Origin of the sequence: Mesorhizobium sp. (assembly GCF_004962925.1) — a bacterium.
Taxonomy (GTDB): domain Bacteria; phylum Pseudomonadota; class Alphaproteobacteria; order Rhizobiales; family Rhizobiaceae; genus Mesorhizobium.
Map to the genome: position 1 here is coordinate 1 of NZ_SUEO01000512.1, position 222 is coordinate 222.

Consider the following 222-nt stretch of genomic DNA (forward strand, 5'->3'; position numbering starts at 1 on the left):
CAGGATCGAGCGGCCGATGGTCTGGTGGCGGAAGGCCGTCTCGGTGAAACGGTCGAAAACGATGTCGTCGGGCGTGTCGTGCGCGGCGCCGATCTCCTGCAGGATGACGTGCTGCTCGCGCTCGAGTTCCTGCGGGTCGAATTCGGACTCCTGCAGGATGTCGGACAGGATGTCGACGGCCAGCGGCACGTCGTCGGAGAGCACCCTGGCGTAGTAGGAGGT

The 222-nt window shown here is 65.3% G+C and carries 1 protein-coding gene; it reads right to left on the minus strand.

Annotation, left to right across the window (positions count from 1 at the left end; genetic code table 11):
- A partial coding sequence (locus E5W87_RS35935; protein WP_292408821.1) for an insulinase family protein occupies positions 1-222 on the minus strand: 222 nt, incomplete at both ends.